This is a genomic window from Comamonas testosteroni, from assembly GCF_014076415.1.
Taxonomy (GTDB): Bacteria; Pseudomonadota; Gammaproteobacteria; order Burkholderiales; family Burkholderiaceae_C; genus Comamonas; species Comamonas testosteroni_F.
Map to the genome: position 1 here is coordinate 4,542,062 of NZ_CP043568.1, position 16,270 is coordinate 4,558,331.

Consider the following 16,270-nt stretch of genomic DNA (forward strand, 5'->3'; position numbering starts at 1 on the left):
CAAAGCAACCTCCTGACAACAAAAGAGGGCCCAAGCCCCGAAAACCGCAGGCAATTTCAGCAGAAATGCACTGCCAATCACACTTTCCAAGGAGACATTGATGTTCAAGTTCACAGCCACCGTTCTGGCTGCCATGGCTTTTTGCGGCGCTGCACAGGCACAAGGCGCTTATCCCAACAAGCCCATCCGTCTGCTGGTTCCCTTTGCCGCTGGCGGCACGACCGACCTGATTGCCCGCGTCATTGCCGAGCCACTGAGCCGTGAGCTGGGCCAGTCCGTGGTGGTGGAAAACAAGGGCGGCGGCGGCGGCACCATTGGCGCAGCTGAAACGGCACGCGCCAAGCCCGATGGCTACAACCTGGGCATTGCCACCGTGTCCACAACGGCCACCAACCCGGCCATCAACCCCAAGATCACCTACAACGTCGCCACCGATTTCACGCCCATCGTGAACATCGCCGCCACGCCCAACATCATTGCCGCCAATCCCAAGTTTGCGGGCAAGGATTACAAGAGCTTCCTGGCTGAGGTCAAGAGCAACCCCGGCAAGTACTCTTACGCATCGCCCGGTCAAGGCTCCATCACCCATCTGATGATGGAAATGTTCAAGCTGGAAACCAAGACCGACATAGCCCACGTGCCTTACCGTGGCTCCGGCCCTGCGCTGAACGACGCGGTTGCCGGCCAGGTGCCGCTGATTTTTGACAACCTGCCCTCTACCCTGCCCTTCGTCAAGGAAAAGCGCCTGACGGCCCTCGTCGTCGCCGCTCCCCAGCGTCTGGCTGCACTGCCTGATGTGCCTACCTTCAAGGAAATGGGTCTGCCCCAGGTCAACCGCATGGCGTACTACGGCATCGTTGGCCCCAAGAACCTGCCAAAGGAAGTGGTGGACAAGATCAACGCCGCCGTGCGCAAGGCGGTGCAAGATCCTGCGGTGAAAAAGCGCATCGAGGAAAGCGGCTCCATCATCATGGCCGACACACCCGAAGCCTTTGCCAAGCAAATGGCCGAAGAGCTGGCCGTCTACAAGAACGTGGTGCAAAAGCAGAACCTGAAGATGGAAGACTAAGCGTCTTCATCCCCAAGAAGTCCTCGCAGGTGTGAATGCCTGCGAGGACTTTTTCTTTGTACCGCTCATGCACAAGCAAGGTGCTGGTGCATGAAACTGGTGCAGCTTAGAAACGATGGCGGATACCCACCACCGCGCTGGTGCCGGACTTGTTGGGAATGTCCATGCTCACGCGGTCGTACATGGCCACGGCATAGACATCGGTGCGCTTGGACAGGAAATGGTCGTAGCCCAGGCTGACTGTGGTGCGCGTGCCGCTGACGCTGCCCACTTCCGACTTGGTACGTGCAGCCGCTGCCTTGAAGGTACCGGGCGTGCCGCTGACGGGGATGTCCAGACCCAGTGAGTAGGTGGTGTTCTCGCGATCCTGGGCGTTGATCTTGGCCTGGCCATAAGTGGCATAGAGCTTGGCCACGCTGAAGTCATAGCTGCCGCCCACCATCCAGTTGCTCTTGGTCGGCATCACCGCCAGCGATACCGGGTTGTTGATCTGCGCACGCTCGTAGAACGCGGTCAGGCTCAGCGGGCCGCCGAAGTACATCAGGTTCAGGCCCACATTCTTCTTGCCCTTGTTGCCACTGCTGGTCTGCTCGCCGAACTGGTAGTGCACATTGGCCTTCAGGCCGCCGAAGCTGGGCGTGGAATACAGGATCTGGTTGCTCCAGCCGGTGTTGGAGGCTGTGGTCAGGCTGTCCGTTCCCCAGGCCGCAGTCGTCATATTCGCATGCAGCACCAGTGGCGAGACCGTGAAGGAGTCGCCGAACGGGTTGGTCAGCACCGTGGGCAGGAAGTTCGGTGCCAGGCCACGACCCAGGCTCACGCGGCCAAAGCCGCCGGCCAGGCCCACATTGGCATCACGCGAGAAAAAGGGATCGGCATCAAAGCGGCCGGGGGTACCGGTATCGGCACGAAAAAAGCTGGTGATATTGAAGTCGGCCTTGAGACCGCCGCCCAGATCTTCCACGCCCTTCACACCCCACCAGGAAGTGGTCAAACCGCCGGAGCCGACCGAGGCCACACGCTCCTGCCCTGCCAGCTTCATGGAGCCCGCATAGCTATCGATGGTGCCGGTGAGCTGCACGGAACTCTGGGCCTGGGCCGACAGGCTGGCCACAGCCAGGGCGATGGTGGTGAAGGTAGCGACAAACGCTTTCATGGGTGGTTTCCTCTCTAAAAAATTTGAGACAAACCACCCATGCAAGAGTCAGGCCAGTTTTGTATACAAAACTAGGACTTCAAACGGAAGCTGTCGGCCAGCTTCAGCATCATGAACAACCAGAGCGCACCGCCCATGGCAATCAGCAGGCCGCCCACCAGGCCGATATGCGTCATGCCCCATTGCTGGCTGACGATGCTGCCCAGCAGTGCGCCGCCGCCAATGCCGATATTGAAAATGCCAGAGAACATGGACATGGCCACATCGGTGGCATCCGGCGCCAGATTCAGCACCTTGGACTGCATGGACAGCGCAAAGCAGATCATGGCAATGCCCCAGACCGAGCTTTGCAGATACAGGCTCCAGACCTGCGTGCTGCTCATGACCAGCAGCAACAGGCTCAGCGCCAGCACACCGATGGAAGCCAGCAGAAAGCCGCGCGGAAAGCGCAGACCGAACCAGCCGAACAGCACGCTGCCCACAATGCCCATGCCGCCATACAGCAGCAGCACAGCCGTGGTCACATCGCCGGCGTGGCCGGCAACGTCCTGCACAAAGGGCTCGATATAGCTATACGCCGTGAACTGGCCGGTAATCACCAGCACCAGCAGCACATAGATGCCGACCAGGGCCGGGCGCCTGAACAGCATGGGCACACTGGACAGGGAGCCGGCGTTCTCGCTGGGCAGCAGAGGTAACAGCTTGCCCAGCACCAGCATCACCGCCGCCGCCACCGCGCCAATGGCCAGAAACGTCATGCGCCAGCCCAGCCATTCGCCCACGATGCGACCCAGCGGAATGCCCAGCACCATGGCCACGGAAGTGCCCGTGGCCAGCAGGCTCAATGCCATGGCCTTCTTGCCCGGAGGCGCCACCCGCACGGCCAGCGAGGCAGTGATGGACCAAAACACAGCATGCGACAGCGCAATGCCGATACGGCTGATGACCAAAGACGCATAGCTCCAGGCCACACCCGAGAGCAGATGGCTGAGTACGAACACCGCGAACACGCCCATCAGCAGCTTGCGCCGCTCCACCTTGCGCGTGAGCAGCATGAAGGGCAGCGAGGCCAGCGCGACCACCCAGGCATAGATGGTGAGCATAAGCCCCACCTGCTCGACCTGCATGTCAAAACTGGCGCCGATGCTGCTGAGCAGGCCGACCGGCACGAACTCGCTGGTATTGAAAACAAAAGCCCCCAGCGCCAGCGCAATCACGCTGAGCCAGGCCTGGGTGGGAGATCGGGTCGATTCGATAGGGGCAGTCAAGGTTTCTGTCATGCAATAAGGGCTTGCCGGCGTCTGGCGCCGCAAAACCCGAAATTGTGCGCTTGCAGCATGACAGCGGACAGACAGCCCGGCCTTGCCCCGCCAATCAATGGGGTCGGGCCTGGCGAAGGCAGGGCCTGATCAATGCGCGACGGTGAAGCGTGCCTTGACGTGTTTGCTCCTGTCCAGTGCATCGATCAGCGCCACGGCCAGGTCCTGCACCGAAATATCGCCGGGCTGACCGTCAGCCTGCATCAACGGTTCGTCCTTGCCCGTGCGGTACTCGGCAGTGCGGCCCCTGGATTGCGCATCGGAGCCGCCATGAAAGCCCACGGCCGGGCTCAGCATGGTCCAGTCCAGAGCGGACTCCTTTTGCAACTCGGCAAACATGTCGCGCGCCGCCGAGGCTCCGGGCTTGATAAACGCCGGGAAGTTGGGCGAATCCACCAACTGCTGGCCATTCACATACAGGCTGCCGGCGCCGCCCACGACCAGATAGCGCTTGATGCCCGCAGCCTTGACGCCTTGCACGATGGCACGCGAGCCCTGCATGAAATCGTCATAGATATTGGGATTTTTCCAGCCTGCGTTATAGGCGCTGACCACCGCGTCGCAACCGGTCACGGCACGCTGCACCTCGTCGGCCTTGAGCACATCGGCCTTGACGAACTGCACATGCTCGCGTGCGGCAGCGGCCTTGCGAACCAGGGCCACGACTTCATGACCGCGACGCAGCAGCTCATCCAGCAATCCGGCACCGACAAAACCCGTGGCGCCAATCAATGCAACCTTCATGGAAAAACCCCTTGTATCTTCAAAAGAGCTAAAGATTAATCGGCATCAATCGCGAGAAAAACCCCTTTCAGCCACCATGACCTTGAAGCAGCACTTCAAAATAGCCTCATGGAAGATTTCAGACGCATGGCCATTTTTGCCGCCGTGGTGGAGCGCGGCAGCATGAGCGCGGCCGCCCGCCAGCTCGACATGACGCCCTCGGCCGTCAGCCAGCATATCCGTCAGCTGGAGCACGATGCTGGCCTGACGCTGCTGCACCGCTCCACGCGCCAGCTGACGCTGACAGATGCCGGCCAGCGCTTTTACATACAATGCGCCGCCATGTGCGAAGCGGCCAACCGGGCTCGCGCCGAGTTGGCCGCCGAGCATCAGCGGCCCAGCGGCGAACTGCGTCTGGCTGCCCCGGCCGGCTTTACCCAGCATGCGGCCCCTGCGCTGCGCCGATGGCTGGCCATGCATCCTGAGCTACGGCTGCGCCTGCTGATGGATGACACTCCCATAGACCTGATCCAGGCGCGCGTGGATCTGGCGCTGCGCTTCGGCAATCTGCAGGATTCCAGTTGGGTGGCCCGCCACCTGGGACGCAGCGCCACCGTGCTCTGCGCCTCGCCGCATTGGATCAAGGCCCACGGCAGCACGCCTCGACACCCCAGCGAGCTGGCACAACTGCCCTGGCTGGAAATGAGCCGCAGCGACGATCCCCAGGCCGACTTTCTGTGGCGCCAGCAGGGCACGGCGCAGGAGTACCGGCTGCAGGTGCGGCCGCTCATGGTCAGCAACCACCGCAGCGCGGTGCAGCAGTTCTGCGAAGCGGGCCTGGGGCTTGCCCTGCTCTCGGCCCATGACGTGGCGGCAAGCCTGGAAACGGGCAGCCTGGTGCGCCTGCTGCCTGACTGGGATATGGGTATGCTGGATATCTGGGTCGTCACCGCCAGCCGCGACAGCCTGCCCGCCAAGGTGCGCGAGGCCATCGAGGTGCTGCGCGAGTATTTCGCGCAGCTAGAGGGCATGCAGAACTAGCGCAATCCTCGCACACGCAAGGACCCAACCAGCAGCCATCCAGGCCCGCCCCCCAAGGGTCGAAAGCAAAAAAGCCTGCAAATGCGAGGCATCCGCAGGCTTTGCAAAACAGGCCACACCACATGGCCCGGTGCACTCAAGGCAATCAGTTCAGGTCGATAGGCGTCTTGTTGCCGTTCACATAGCGGCTCAGCGTATAGCTGGGGTTCTTCATCTCGCCATTCTTCTCGAACTGGATCTTGGAGGTCACCCCCGAGAAGTCGGACTTCTGCAGGAAGGGGATATAGACCTTGGGGTCCCATGAATTGGCACGTTTCATGGCGTCGGCCAGCAGCATGGTGCCGTCATAGAAATAGGGGCTGTAGACCTGGAACTGGCCAGGATACTTGGCGTCATAGCGCTTCTTCCACTCCGTGCCGCCAGGCATCTTGGCAATGGAGGCACCGCCATCGGCGCAGACCACGTTCTCCAGCGGCTTGGCGCCGGCAGCCACCTTGGCCAGCTCGGTCACGCAAATACCGTCACCGCCAAACATCTTGACGTCATTCATGCCCAGCTGGGCCATCTGGCGCAGCATGGGGCCGGCCTGACCATACATGCCGCCGTAGAAGATGGCATCGGGTTTCTTGGCCTTGATGGAGGTCAGAATGGCCATGAAGTCCGTGGCCTTGTCGTTGGTGAACTCGTTGGCCACGATCTTGATGCCGTGCTTTGCGGCATCCTTCTTGAACACATTGGCCAGGCCCTGGCCATAGGCCGTGCGGTCGTCAATCACGGCCACATTCTTGAGCTTGAGATTCTTGGCCGCATAGCTAGCCAGTGCCGCACCCAGGGCGTTGTCGTTGGCAATCACGCGGTAGGTGGTGTTCCAGCCGGGTTTGGTCAGATCGGGATTGGTCGCCGCGCCCGTGATCATGGGAATGCCACAGTCCTGGAACACCTTGGAAGAAGGAATCGCCACACCGGAGTTCACAAAGGCCACTGCACCGGCCACCTTGTCATCGCACAGTTTTTGCGAAGCCGCCGTGCCCTGCTTGGGATCAGCCACATCGTCCTCGGCCACCAGCACGAACTTGACCTTCTTGCCGCCGATTTCCATGCCTTTGGCGTTCAGGTCCTCGATGGCCATGCGCACGCCGTTTTCATCGTCCTTGCCGAAGTGAGCCTGAGGGCCGGAGGTCGGGCCGATATGGCCGATCTTGATGATCTGCTCCTGGGCCATCACGCCCCCTGCCATACCTGCTACGACTGTCGCGATACACAACTTGCCAAAATTCTTCATTGCGCACTCCACTCGGTTGAGACAAGACGCAACCTTATGCCCCGCGGCAGGCAATTGGCAATGAGGCAATCACATAGGTGCGGCGAGTGCTACACCGGCACAACAATCAGTGTTTTCAGGGATCGGCAAGTGCGCCGGGCTGTGCTGGACAAACCCGCCGCCAGCCCTTGCTCGCAAAATGGCAGCAGGGCCCCAAAAAAACGCCCCAGACTGGGGCGTTCTTGCATCAACACGTGCCGCTCAGGCTGCCTTGGCCTGCAGGATCGCATCCACCCTGGCATGCTGGTCCAGCGTGCTCAGGCAGGCATGAGCCACCTCCACGCCCTTCTTCACGAAGTGCTGGCGGAAGAACTCCACATGATCGCCATGTTCATGGAAGTCACGCGGCGTCAGCACGGCGGAGAACACGGGCACTTCGGTATCCATCTGCACGCGCATCAGGCCGTCGATCACAGCCGTGGTCACGAATTCATGGCGATAGATGCCGCCGTTGACGATCAGTGCCGTGGCGATCACGGCGTCGAAACGACCGCTTTGCGCCAGCTTCTTGGCCAGCAGCGGGATTTCAAAGGCACCGGGCACGCTGAAATGCGTGATGTTGCCAGCCTGCACGCCCTGCGCCTGAAGCTCGGCCTGGGCAGCATCGCGGGCCTGGTAGACCACTTCGGTGTGCCAGCTGGCGCTGATGATGGCAATGCGGCTGCGGCCTGCTACGGTCTTCCAGGGCGTACCTTCGGAAGTCGCGTGAGTGGCAAAATTCATGGAGATAGGGGTCTGATTCATGGTGGTATTTCCAGAAAATTCCAATGAATCAGGGCGTGCGCTGGTACACCTGCCCATGCGGCAGCGATAGCTGCTGCACCACGGACCGATGCTGCGCGATCTCTTTCATCCGGACTATGACCGTCGGCTCTGGCATCTCACCAGATCTGCTGACCCTTCAGCCTCTGGCGAGACTTCAGGCGCTCGCGGGCTGCCGCAGTCAATGCAATGCATTGCCGCAGATACCGCCGGTGGGGAATTGCACCCCGCCCTGAGAACGCTGCTTTGCAGTGAACCTGAATTCACCGCAAGACGAAGTCATTCTAGCGACGCTTTGGCAGCGCTTTTGACAAAAGGGTCACTATGGCGTCCATCCAAAAATCAAGGTAAAACCGCCCATATCGCACACCCAAAAAGCGAATCAAGCTCTCATTTAATGAGCACTCTGCATCATGAAGTCAACCCGGAACAGCCGCCGGACGTTAAGAGCACAAGGGATTGCGCCCACCCACACCTCACCAGACAAGCCATGAGACCATCCTTGCAGGCATTGATGTCCACCCCCACACGCTGGGCCAGCATGGGGGCTTTGGCCGCCCTGTGCACGGCCTGCGCGGTTCCCGGCGAGTATGACTCCGGCTATGGCGGAGGCTACGGTGGCAGCTATGGCTCCACCACCATCTACAACAGCCAGCCCGTTTATCCGGCCTATCCCGCCTACCCGGTGTACCAGGGCCAGGACCGCAATGACTGGGCATGGCGCGAACGTGAGCGCCGTCAATGGGAGCGCCAGCGCGAGCTGGAACGCGATCGCGCCCAGAACATGCGCGATCGTGAGCAATGGCAGCGTCAGATGGAACGCGACCGCGACCAGCAGCGTATGCAGGATCAGCAGCGCCGCGAATGGGATCGTCAGCAATCCCAGAATCGTCGTGACCAAGACCAGATGCGCCGCCAGCAGGAGCGCGAGCAGCAGCAGCAGCAGTCGCAGCAACGCGAGCGTGACCGCATGCAGGCCGATCGTGATCGTGATCGTGATCGCGATCAGCGCCAGCAGCAACGCCAACGCGAAGGCCAGCAACAAGGCTTTCCTCCTCGCGGTGACTGGCGCTGACCGGACGCTGCGGCACGGCACCGCTTCTGCTTTTCTTGCCGCCACTTCATAATTTGCAGGCACTTAAACGCCTTTGAAGGAGCGTTCATGTCAGAGCCTCTATCTCCCGCCGCCATCATGCGCAAGCTGCCGCTGGGCTTGCTGCTGGGCTGGGCGCTGATCGCAGGCACGGCCCAGGCTCAGGTCATGCGCTGTGTCGATGCCAAGACCGGCGAGGTGACCTATACCAACGGCCGCTGCATCTCGGGCGAAATGAGCACGCAGATTCAGGCGGCGCAAAGCGCCGAGGAAATTGCGACCGAGCGTGCCAATGCCAGCCAGGCTCGGGAGCGCAGCAAGGCCCAGATGGCGCGCGACGATGCCCAGCGCCGCCAGCGTGAAGAGCAGGAGCGCAAGGAACGCGAGGCCGCCGAGAGAGCCCAGGCCCGGGCCGGAGTCAATCTGGAAAACACGCCCGCCTGCCGCCAGGCCCGCGAGCGCTACAACGCCATCCTGGCCGAAGCCAGCCCCGACCCAGCCACCTGGGGTGAGCGCAGCCAGGCAGCCCAGGCCCAGATGGAGATGAGCTGCCTGGGTGCTGCCGCCTACCAACAGTTGCAGCAAAGCCGGGCCCTGCATCCCAATGCCATCAACCGCCCGCAGTGGGGCTATGGCTATCCTCCCAACCGCTACCCGCCGGCACGTCCCACGCCATCGCAGCCGCCCGCCAAGATCGTCAACTGCAATGTCTTCCGCTGCTATGACAACCGCGGCGGCGTGCATCCGATACCGTAATCCCCTGAAGCGCTTTGCGCCTTCCCCCAGGGGACGACAGCTTCGCCGCGCGGCGGCGTTTGCTTGTCACCCCTTGCTTGGCCGAGCCCATGTTTGAGGGTTGTGCTCTTGGCTCTGCCTAGCTTTGCAGGCCCTCGGTCACCGTGGGATAGCGCAGCCTGAGTCGCAACTCACGCTTGAGCCGCTGATTCGACAGCCGCCGCGACTCGCTCATGAAGCTCAGCAGACTTGCCGGCAGTTCTGTCTGCGCCTGCTCGCGCGAAATGCGCGGCGGCCGGGCCAGGCCGTAGAGATCGGCCGCCAGATCGAAGTAATCCCCCATCTTCAGCTGCGTGTCGTCGCTGGCGTGATAGATGCGCTGCGGCTTGCCGCGCCACAGCGCAAGCAGGCAGGCACGTGCCAGATCGTCGGCATGAATATGGTTGGTATAGACGTCGTCGTCGGCCTGCAGCACGGCGGTGCCTCGCTGCAGCCGGGCGCGGGGCGTACCGCCCTCACGATCCGGTGCGTAGATGCCGGGAATGCGCAAGATGCTGGCCCGCAGACCCAAGCGACCGGCAAAGCGCACGGCGAGCTCGGCATTCACACGGCGCTGAGCTCTGGCGGTCGTCGGCGCAACGGACCGGCTCTCGCTCACCCACTGCCCCTCGCAGTCGCCATAGACCCCCGAGGTCGATGCATAGACCAGGCTGCGCGGCAGACTGCGCAGGCGCAGTGCCCGCATGAGAGCCGTGGTGCGGGTGTCCAGCCACCTGTTGGCATCCTCGGCAGCCAGTGTCGGAGGCGGTGCCAGATGCAGCACCCGCGTCGCGATACCTGCCAGCCTGCGCAGACTGGCCGGATCGTCCAGATCTCCCCACAAAGGCCTCACGGACTGTGCGTGCAGCACCCCGGCCCGCTCCGGGTTGCGGCTCAAGGCCAGCACCTGAATGCCGTGCCTGCCACGACCCGAAGCAACCAGCAATCGGGCCACGCGCCGACCCACATCGCCGTGGCCGACGATCAATAAGCGTTCACGACGAAAGCGCGCTGGCAGCGCGCCCAATGGGCTTTGGTTTGAAGGCAAAATCGGGACCTGCTGCGTACAAGTTCTAAGGAGCCACTGGCGTTGCTGCGACTGCAGCATTGCCGACAAAAAGGCTGCCGTATACGCCTTCAAGGATAACCAAAACGTCATGACCGAGATTGCCCACGCTTCGTTTGAAATTACCGTCCAGCCCAGCGGACGTGCTTTTGCCACTCAGGGCGCTGAAACCATTCTGGCCGCAGCCATTCGCACCGGCGTCGGCCTGCCCTATGGCTGCAAGGACGGTGCTTGCGGCTCCTGCAAGTGCAAGAAGCTCAGCGGCGAAGTCAGCCACGGTACGCACTCGGACAAGGCTCTGACAGCCGAAGAGGAAGCCAGCGGCTATGTGCTGACCTGCTGCGCCACGCCCCACAGCGATGTGGTGCTGGAGTCGCGCCAGGTCACGGACGCCAGCTCCTTCCCCATCAAGAAGATGCCCGTGCGCGTGGCCGCTCTCGAGAAGAAGTCGCATGACGTGATGCAGGTGCGCCTGCAGCTGCCGGCCAGCGAGAAGTTCCGCTACCACGCCGGCCAGTATGTGGAGTTCATACTGCGCGACGGTGCCCGCCGAGCCTATTCCATGGCCACCGCGCCCCATGTGCAGGAGACGGCGCCCGGCATCGAGCTGCATATCCGTCACATGGAAGGCGGCAAGTTCACCGATCATGTCTTCGGCGGCATGAAGGAAAAGGAAATCCTGCGGGTGGAGGGCCCGTTCGGCAGCTTCTTCCTGCGCGAGGACTCGGACAAGCCCATCATCCTGCTCGCCTCGGGCACGGGCTTTGCCCCTATCAAGGCACTGATCGAGCATATGCGCCACAAGGGCATCAACCGCCCCGTCACGCTGTACTGGGGTGGCCGCCGCCCCACCGACCTGTATGACGCCAGCTGGATTGCCGAGCACACGGCCGCCATGCCCCAATTCAGGTATGTACCCGTGATCTCCGATGCCCTGGCCGAAGACGCCTGGACGGGCCGCACAGGCTTTGTCCATCAGGCCGTGCTGGACGACTTTGCCGACCTGTCCGGCTACCAGGTCTATGCCTGCGGTGCTCCCATCGTCGTGGATTCGGCCCGCGCCGCTTATACCAGCGAACGCGCGCTGCCTGCCGAAGAGTTCTACGCCGACGCCTTTACCTCCGAAGCGGACAAGTAAGAACGCTGTTTTGCGCAAACCCCGATGCATTCCATGCCGCATCAGGGTTTACGCGCATTTTTCTTGCACAAGTAACCGCCAGTTCCGGAGCCGCTGCAATTTTTTGCACAATAGAACTCTATGAACCGTAGAAACAGCCTTCTCTCGGTCATGGCGGCCGCTGCTGCCTTGGCCTCTCCCCTCTCCCAGGCCCAAGAACCCATCCGTCTGATCGTGCCCTATGCGCCCGGTGGTCCGCTGGACATCACCTCCCGCGCACTGGCAGAGCGGGTGCGCGATTCCCTGGGCGTCGTCATCATCGACAACAAGGCCGGTGCAGGCGGCAACATCGGCGCAGACGCCATTGCCAAGGCCCAGCCCGACGGCATGACCATCGGCCTGGCCGCCACGGCCACCCATGCCGTCAACCCCTGGCTCTACACCAAGATGCCCTATGACGCGGGCAAGGACTTTGCCGGCATCACCCAGATGGTGCGCGTGCCCAATGTGCTGGTGATGAATGCAGCCAAGGCCGAGCAGCTCAAGATCCATGGCGTGGCCGATCTGATCGCCTACGCCAAGAGCCATCCCGGCAAGCTCAACTACGGCAGCGGCGGCAATGGCTCTGCAGGCCATCTGGCGGGCGAGATGCTCAAGCAAAAGGCCGGCATCTTTGCCCTGCACGTGCCCTACCGTGGCGCCAATCCTGCCCAGCTGGCCCTGCTGTCTGGCGAGGTGGACTTCAATATCGACAACCTGGCTGCGGCCGCGCCCAATATCAAGAGCGGCAAGCTGGTGGCTCTGGCTGTGACTTCGCTCAATGCCTCGCCGCTGCTGCCCGGCGTGCCCGCGCTGTCCAAGACCTACCCCGGTTTTGCCATCGACACATGGTGGGGACTGGTTGCCCCGGCCGGCACCCCCAAGCCCGTGCTGGACAAGCTGAGCAAGGCCTTCAATGATGCCCTGCAAGCACCGGAAACCAAGACCCGCTTCAACGCCCTGATGGCCGAACCCGTGGGCTCCACGCCCGCCGAATTCGACAAGTTCATGGCCTCCGAGCGCGCCAAATACCAGCCCATCGTCAAGGCCTCCGGCGCCAAGGTCGACTGACTGGCCCTGACGCTGATTGAAAAAGCCCCGGCAGCCTTACGGCCCCGGGGCTTTTTTATAGGTGATTTCAGTCTCTATCGATTGCCAGGCAATCCCAACAAGCTATTAAATCAGAACTGCGCTGACTGCTCTGTCCACCAACCCTGAGCCAGACTGCGTTCTATGCCCTGGTCTGCCACGGCCTGCAATTGCTCGGCGCTCACGCAGCCTGGCGCAATTTCGGCCAGCGGCAGCAGCACAAAGGCTCGCTGCCACATGCGCGGGTGGGGAAGGATCAGCTCGGGATCCTCCGACTGCCGGTCCCCCCATAGCTCGATATCCAGATCCAGAGTGCGCGGCGCATTGCGGTAGGGACGCTCACGTCCGGCCTGCAGCTCGATCGCCTGCAGCGCGTGCAGCAGATCCAGCGGCTCCTGCCCGGTGCGCAGCAGCGCCACCGCATTCAGATAGTCAGGCCCGGACGAATCAATGGGTTTGCTGCTGTAGAGCGAGGACACGGCCAGCAGCTCGGTCCGGGCCAGCCCGGCCATCGCCGCCACGGCCCAGGACAGGGTCCGGCGTGCATCGCCGAGGTTGGCCCCGAGACCGACCGCAACCATGTCGGCCGCCAAGGCGGCCGGTTTACTCATCACCACCGGCGGCAGGAGCAGCACCGGCAGATGGCTTGCGGCGACGGCGGCGGCGCTTTTTGGGAGCGGCTGCATCGCCTTCTGCGGCGACCTGATCCAGCGGGCTGTCCTGATCGCCTTCGGCTTTTTTCTTGGCCACGCGATGGACCTTGGGAGCCGTTTGCTGCTGGGCACGCTGGCGGGCGCGCTGCTCGTCGCGTGCCTGGGCAATCAGGTCATCGCGCTGGGCATCGTCGGCCTGCTGGAACTCCTGCCACCAGCTGGCCAGACTTTCCTCGACCTCGCCGATATCGGCACGCAGGCGCATGAAGTCAAAACCGGCACGGAAGCGCGGCTGCGCCACCATGGAGTGCGGGGTGGCTCCGGTGCGCTTGTCAAAGCGCGGCTGCATGACCCAGATTTCGCGCATATCGGCAGCCAGCTTGCCCCGGCCCGACACATCGCCGATGCGCTGATCGAACACTTCGTCGATCGACTCCTGCAGCGCCGGGAAAGGGTGATAGCTCTTGGCCAGACGCTTTTCCCAGCCTTGCTTGACATCCTGCCAAAGCACGCAGGCCAGCAAAAAGCTGGGCGCCACGGGCTTGCCTTCGGCCACACGGCGGTCGGTATCCATCAGTGCGGCCTGCACGAAGGGATGGTCGGCGCGCTCCATGACCACGTCCAGCAGCGGATAGATGCCGCGCGACAGGCCCAGCTCCTTGAGTTGAGCCACCGAGGCCAGCGCGTGACCAGTCTGCAGCAGCTTGAGCATTTCGTCGAACAAGCGGCTTTGCGGCACTTCCTGCAGCAGCGGCTCGCACTCGACCAGAGGCTTGGCGGTCTTGGCTTCGAGCTTGAAGCCCTTGCCGCTGAGCTTGGCGGCAAAACGCACGGCACGAATGATGCGCACCGGATCTTCGCGGTAGCGCGTGGCCGGATCGCCGATCATGCGCAGCACCTTCTTCTTGGCGTCCGCAATGCCGCCGTGATAGTCGACCACGATCTGTGTCTCGGGATCGTAGTACATGGCGTTGATGGTGAAGTCGCGGCGCGTGGCATCCTGATCCTGCGGGCCCCAGACGTTGTCGCGCAGCACGCGGCCGCTGGCATCCACGGCATGCTTCAGCCCCGCCAGCTGATTCTTGCTGGTACGTTCGTTGCCGCTGACCTGCTCGGCCGCGCTGTTGTCCAGAAAGGCGCGGAAGGTGGAAACCTCGATGACTTCGTTTTCACGGCCGCGGCCGTAGACCACGTGCACGATGCGAAAACGCTTGCCGATGATGAAGGCGCGGCGAAACAGGTTCTTGACCTGTTCAGGCGTGGCATCGGTGGCCACGTCGAAGTCCTTGGGACGCAGGCCCAGCAGCAGATCGCGCACGGCGCCGCCGACGATATAGGCCTCGTGGCCCGAGCGCTTGAGGGTCTGCACCACGTCGATGGCGCGACGGTCAACCAGATTCGGGTCTATGCCATGCACCTGAACCGGCACTTCCTCACGCTTGCCGAACTTGGGCTTGCGCGAGCGGGGGGCTGCGGGCGCCTTGCCCAGCAGCTTGTCAATAATGGTCTTGATCATGGTGCTTCGCTAAATAGGTCCACGATGCGCCAGCCGCGTTCCTCGGCCAGGGCACGCAAGCGCGCATCGGGGTTGGTGGCCACAGGGTGATCCACTTTTTCAAGCAGGGGCACATCGTTCATGGAGTCGCTGTAGAAGGTCGCCTCGACATCCTCCCAGCGCAGGCCGCGCTGGGTCAGCCATTCGGTCATGCGCACGACCTTGCCCTCGCGCATATTGGGAGTGCCGGCGATCTCGCCTGTGAACCAGCCGCTGCCATCACGCACCAGCTCGGTCGCCAGCAGATGCTGCACACCGAAAGCCTGGGCGATGGGACGCGTCACAAACTCGTTGGTGGCCGAGGTGATGACCACGGTATCGCCTGCATCCAGGTGCTGCTGCACCAAGGCCAGGGCGGCAGGCTTCATTGCAGGGCGAATCACCTCGTCCATGAAGCGCTGATGCGCGGCCGTGGCCTCGGCCTCGCCGCGCTGCACCACGGCAGCCGTGGCAAAGCGCACATAGTCGGGGATGTTGAGACGGCCGGCCAGATAGTCGTCAAAAAAGGCATCGTTCTGGCGCCCGAACTCCTCGCGGTCGCACCAACCGATGGCAATGGAGAACTCGCCCCAGCCATGGTCGGAGTCCAGCGGCAGCAGCGTATGGTCCAGGTCAAACAGGGCCAGCCTGGGCTTGATAGCCAATTCAGAAGTCGACATTCAAATCCAACAAAAAGTGCTGTGGCATGGCCAAAGCGGTGAGCGTGACCGGGGGCCTCACTCGGTTTCCAGCATGGTCTTGAGCAGCGGGATGGTGATGGCGCGCTTGTTACGCAAGGCAAAACCGTCCAGCATGTCCAGCAGCTGCATCAGCGAGCCCAGATCCCGCGAAAAGCGTCTGAGCATGTAATCCATCACTTCGTCGCTCAGGAACACGCCACGGGCATCTGCCTCCTGACGCAGCACGGCACGCCGTGCCGATTCATCGAGCAGATGCAGCTGATAGACATGCCCCCAGCCAAGACGGGTGCGCAAGTCCTCGCGCATCTTGAGATCGGCCACCGGCAACTGACCCGCAGCCAGCACCCAGCGCGGCAGGCCGGTGGCGGGGCTGGTGGCATTCACAAACCAGTTGAAGGCACGCGCCTGCTGGAACGGGGTGTAGATGTCCACATCGTCCATGAGCACGGCGGCCCAGCGTTCGTCGAACTCGGGCGGGAACGGCGTGGATGCATCCATCCAGCCCACCATGGCTCCTTGCTCGCGCAGGGCTTCACGCACCGCCTTGAGCAAATGACTCTTGCCGGACCCGGCCTCTCCCCAGAGATAGGTGGGCACCGGCGTGCGCGACTGCTGCAACTGGCCATCGCCCACCCAGTGACGCAGGTGATCGATCAATGCAGCATTGGGGCCGACAAAGAAACGCGCAAGCGTCGGGCCGGGCGCCATGCTGATATCCAGAGCCAGCTGCTTCATCTGCGACATACGCGCAGCGCCCCCTTTCCTGGGCACTCAACAGCCCATGCGGCGAAATCTGGCAGGAGATTCATCAGC

16 protein-coding genes and 1 riboswitch are annotated in these 16,270 nt (G+C 62.5%); of the genes, 6 read left to right on the top strand and 10 right to left on the bottom strand.

Annotation, left to right across the window (positions count from 1 at the left end):
* The first annotated feature begins 100 nt into the window (after positions 1-100).
* The gene (locus F0P97_RS20930) at positions 101-1,069 is read left to right on the top strand and encodes a tripartite tricarboxylate transporter substrate binding protein BugE (RefSeq protein WP_182283855.1); all 969 of its coding nucleotides are present in this window, start codon (positions 101-103) and stop codon (positions 1,067-1,069) included.
* Positions 1,070-1,175: 106 nt separating this feature from the next.
* Here F0P97_RS20930 and F0P97_RS20935 read toward each other — a convergent pair whose 3' ends face one another.
* From F0P97_RS20935 to F0P97_RS20945, 3 genes are all read right to left on the bottom strand, one after another.
* The gene (locus tag F0P97_RS20935; protein WP_182283857.1) at positions 1,176-2,225 is read right to left on the bottom strand and encodes a porin; all 1,050 of its coding nucleotides are present in this window, start codon (positions 2,223-2,225) and stop codon (positions 1,176-1,178) included.
* A 71-nt stretch (positions 2,226-2,296) separates the two neighbouring features.
* Positions 2,297-3,505, bottom strand: a complete 1,209-nt coding sequence (locus F0P97_RS20940) for a sugar transporter (protein ID WP_182283859.1) — start codon at positions 3,503-3,505, stop codon at positions 2,297-2,299.
* A gap of 129 nt (positions 3,506-3,634) precedes the next feature.
* Positions 3,635-4,288, bottom strand: a complete 654-nt coding sequence (locus F0P97_RS20945) for an NAD(P)-dependent oxidoreductase (RefSeq protein ID WP_182283862.1) — start codon at positions 4,286-4,288, stop codon at positions 3,635-3,637.
* Between the two features lie 108 nt (positions 4,289-4,396).
* On the opposite strand from F0P97_RS20945, the gene F0P97_RS20950 reads away from it, so the two are divergent.
* Positions 4,397-5,308 (top strand): LysR family transcriptional regulator, encoded by a 912-nt coding sequence (locus F0P97_RS20950; protein WP_182283863.1) that lies wholly within the window; start codon positions 4,397-4,399, stop codon positions 5,306-5,308.
* Positions 5,309-5,453: 145 nt separating this feature from the next.
* Here F0P97_RS20950 and F0P97_RS20955 read toward each other — a convergent pair whose 3' ends face one another.
* Both F0P97_RS20955 and F0P97_RS20960 read right to left on the bottom strand, forming a co-directional pair.
* Entirely contained in the window at positions 5,454-6,590 is a 1,137-nt protein-coding gene (locus F0P97_RS20955; protein ID WP_182283873.1) for a branched-chain amino acid ABC transporter substrate-binding protein, read from the bottom strand.
* A 240-nt stretch (positions 6,591-6,830) separates the two neighbouring features.
* Entirely contained in the window at positions 6,831-7,373 is a 543-nt protein-coding gene (locus F0P97_RS20960; RefSeq protein ID WP_182283875.1) for a 6,7-dimethyl-8-ribityllumazine synthase, read from the bottom strand.
* Between the two features lie 93 nt (positions 7,374-7,466).
* A riboswitch (FMN riboswitch) is annotated at positions 7,467-7,635 on the bottom strand.
* 246 nt (positions 7,636-7,881) lie between these two features.
* Here F0P97_RS20960 and F0P97_RS20965 point away from each other — a divergent pair.
* Together F0P97_RS20965 and F0P97_RS20970 are read left to right on the top strand one after the other, a co-directional pair.
* Positions 7,882-8,466, top strand: a complete 585-nt coding sequence (locus F0P97_RS20965; protein ID WP_182283877.1) for a hypothetical protein — start codon at positions 7,882-7,884, stop codon at positions 8,464-8,466.
* 87 nt (positions 8,467-8,553) lie between these two features.
* The gene (locus F0P97_RS20970) at positions 8,554-9,240 is read left to right on the top strand and encodes a DUF4124 domain-containing protein (protein WP_182283879.1); all 687 of its coding nucleotides are present in this window, start codon (positions 8,554-8,556) and stop codon (positions 9,238-9,240) included.
* 118 nt (positions 9,241-9,358) lie between these two features.
* On the opposite strand, the gene F0P97_RS20975 is transcribed toward F0P97_RS20970, so the two are convergent.
* Positions 9,359-10,246 carry an SDR family oxidoreductase gene (locus tag F0P97_RS20975; RefSeq protein ID WP_182287274.1) on the bottom strand — a complete coding sequence of 296 codons (888 nt, stop codon included), beginning with the start codon at positions 10,244-10,246 and terminating at the stop codon, positions 9,359-9,361.
* Positions 10,247-10,415: 169 nt separating this feature from the next.
* Here F0P97_RS20975 and F0P97_RS20980 point away from each other — a divergent pair, with 169 nt between their 5' ends.
* Both F0P97_RS20980 and F0P97_RS20985 read left to right on the top strand, forming a co-directional pair.
* Entirely contained in the window at positions 10,416-11,462 is a 1,047-nt protein-coding gene (locus F0P97_RS20980) for a CDP-6-deoxy-delta-3,4-glucoseen reductase (RefSeq protein ID WP_182283882.1), read from the top strand.
* 120 nt (positions 11,463-11,582) lie between these two features.
* Entirely contained in the window at positions 11,583-12,551 is a 969-nt protein-coding gene (locus F0P97_RS20985; protein WP_232538003.1) for a Bug family tripartite tricarboxylate transporter substrate binding protein, read from the top strand.
* A gap of 110 nt (positions 12,552-12,661) precedes the next feature.
* Here the strand turns inward: F0P97_RS20985 and folK are convergent, their stop codons facing one another.
* The 4 genes from folK to hda are packed head-to-tail and all read right to left on the bottom strand — an operon-like array spanning position 12,662 to position 16,192.
* The gene (gene folK / locus F0P97_RS20990; protein WP_182283884.1) at positions 12,662-13,180 is read right to left on the bottom strand and encodes a 2-amino-4-hydroxy-6-hydroxymethyldihydropteridine diphosphokinase; all 519 of its coding nucleotides are present in this window, start codon (positions 13,178-13,180) and stop codon (positions 12,662-12,664) included.
* Complete coding sequence (gene pcnB / locus F0P97_RS20995; RefSeq protein ID WP_182283901.1) at positions 13,173-14,738, bottom strand: polynucleotide adenylyltransferase PcnB; 1,566 nt, start codon at positions 14,736-14,738, stop codon at positions 13,173-13,175. The genes folK and pcnB overlap by 8 nt, the downstream gene beginning before the upstream one ends.
* Entirely contained in the window at positions 14,735-15,436 is a 702-nt protein-coding gene (locus F0P97_RS21000) for an HAD family hydrolase (protein WP_182283904.1), read from the bottom strand. Before F0P97_RS21000 ends, pcnB begins: the two co-directional genes overlap by 4 nt.
* A gap of 57 nt (positions 15,437-15,493) precedes the next feature.
* Positions 15,494-16,192 carry a DnaA regulatory inactivator Hda gene (gene hda / locus F0P97_RS21005; protein ID WP_003070849.1) on the bottom strand — a complete coding sequence of 233 codons (699 nt, stop codon included), beginning with the start codon at positions 16,190-16,192 and terminating at the stop codon, positions 15,494-15,496.
* Between the last annotated feature and the right edge of the window lie 78 nt (positions 16,193-16,270).